Source organism: Nocardioides sp. (assembly GCF_031397825.1).
In the GTDB taxonomy this organism is placed as follows: Bacteria; Actinomycetota; Actinomycetes; order Propionibacteriales; family Nocardioidaceae; genus Nocardioides.
The window spans coordinates 1-2,221 of the sequence record NZ_JANNML010000155.1 but is presented as its reverse complement, the minus strand read 5'-3'; the positions used below and the strand labels follow the sequence as shown (position 1 = coordinate 2,221).

Here is a 2,221-nt window from a genome sequence, read left to right as displayed (position 1 = left end):
ACCAGGCGATGCGCGACCTCGCGATCGGCATCATCCGCTCGGTCGGCGTCGACACCGGCGGCTGCAACATCCAGTACGCCGTCAACCCGGCCGACGGCCGCCTGATCGTCATCGAGATGAACCCGCGCGTCTCGCGGTCCTCCGCCCTGGCGTCGAAGGCCACCGGCTTCCCGATCGCCAAGATCGCCGCCAAGGTCGCCATCGGCTACACCCTCGACGAGATCGCCAACGACATCACCACCCGCCCCGACGGAAAGAGCACCCCGGCCAGCTTCGAGCCGACGCTCGACTACGTCGTCGTGAAGATCCCGCGCTTCGCCTTCGAGAAGTTCCCCGGGGCGGACCAGACCCTCACGACCCACATGAAGTCGGTGGGCGAGGCGATGGCGATCGGGCGCAACTTCACCGAGGCGCTGCAGAAGGCGCTGCGCTCGCTGGAGAGCCCGGACGCGGTCTTCGACTGGCAGAAGGACTATGACGTCGAGCTCGGCTCCGCAGAGTCCCGGGCCGCGCTGCTGCGCGAGATCGAGGCCCCGCACGACGGTCGCCTCAAGAAGGTCATGGACGCGCTGCGTGCCGGCGCGACCGCGCAGGAGGTCTTCGACCACACCAAGATCGACCCGTGGTTCGTCGACCAGCTGCTGCTGATCAACGAGATCGCCGAGGAGGTCACGGCCGCGCCGGAGCTGACGCCGGTGCTGCTGCGCCGCGCGAAGCGGCACGGCTTCTCCGACGCCCAGATCGGCAAGATCCGGGGGATGACGCCCGACGTCGTACGCGGGGTGCGGCACGCGCTGGGGATCCGACCGGTCTACAAGACCGTCGACACCTGTGCGGCGGAGTTCGCGGCCTCGACGCCCTACCACTACTCCTCCTACGACGAGGAGAGCGAGGTCCAGCCCCGCGAGCGGCCGGCCGTGATCATCCTGGGCTCCGGGCCCAACCGGATCGGGCAGGGCATCGAGTTCGACTACTCCTGCGTGCACGCCTCGCTCGCGCTGAGCTCACCGTCGATGCCGGGCGGTGGCTACGACACGATCATGGTCAACTGCAACCCGGAGACCGTCTCGACCGACTACGACACCTCCGACCGGCTCTACTTCGAGCCGCTCACCCTCGAGGACGTGCTCGAGATCGTGCACGCCGAGACGCTGGCCGGCCCCGTCGCCGGGGTCATCTGCCAGCTCGGCGGCCAGACCCCGCTGGGCCTGGCCCAGGGGCTCGAGGACAACGGCGTGACGATCGTCGGCACCTCGCCGGCCGCCATCCACCTCGCGGAGGAGCGCGGTGCGTTCGGCCGCGTGCTGCGTGACGCCGGGCTGCCGGCACCCAAGTACGGCATGGCGACCAGCTTCGAGGACGCCCACCGGATCGCGGCCGAGATTGGCTACCCGGTCATGGTGCGCCCGTCCTACGTCCTGGGCGGGCGCGGCATGGAGATCGTCTACGACGACGACTCCCTCGAGGGCTACATCGGTCGCGCGACCCACATCAGCCCGGCCCACCCGGTGCTGGTCGACCGCTTCATCGACGACGCGGTCGAGATCGACGTGGACGCGCTCTACGACGGCACCGAGCTCTTCCTGGGTGGCGTGATGGAGCACATCGAGGAGGCCGGCATCCACTCCGGCGACTCGTCCTGCGCGCTCCCGCCGATCACCCTCGGTGCGGCCGAGATCCTGCGGATCCGCAAGGCGACCGAGGCGATCGCCGCGGGCGTCGGCGTGCGCGGGCTGCTCAACATCCAGTTCGCCCTGGGCTCCGACGTGCTCTACGTCCTGGAGGCCAACCCGCGCGCCAGCCGCACGGTCCCGTTCGTCTCCAAGGCCACGGCCACCCCGCTGGCCAAGGCGGCCGCGCGGGTCATGATGGGCGAGACCATCGCCGAGCTGCGCACCGCCGGGATCCTGCCGGCCCGGGGCGACGGCGGCACGCTGCCGGCCGACCAGCCGATCGCGGTCAAGGAGGCGGTGATGCCGTTCAACCGGTTCCGCACCCCCGACGGTGCGCAGGTCGACACCATGCTCGGCCCGGAGATGAAGTCGACCGGGGAGGTCATGGGCTTCGACGCCGACTTCGGCACCGCCTTCGCCAAGGCCCAGGCCGCGGCGTTCGGCTCGCTGCCGCGCTCGGGCAAGGTCTTCGTCTCGATGGCCAACCGCGACAAGCGGCACATGATCTTCCCGATCAAGGTGCTCGCCGACCACGGCTTCGAGATCCT

The 2,221-nt window shown here is 70.1% G+C and carries 1 protein-coding gene; it reads left to right on the top strand.

Annotated features, from left to right (window positions below):
• Positions 1-2,221, top strand: a 2,221-nt coding sequence (gene carB, locus RMN98_RS13595; RefSeq protein WP_309649356.1) for a carbamoyl-phosphate synthase large subunit, incomplete at both ends; no start/stop codon positions are given.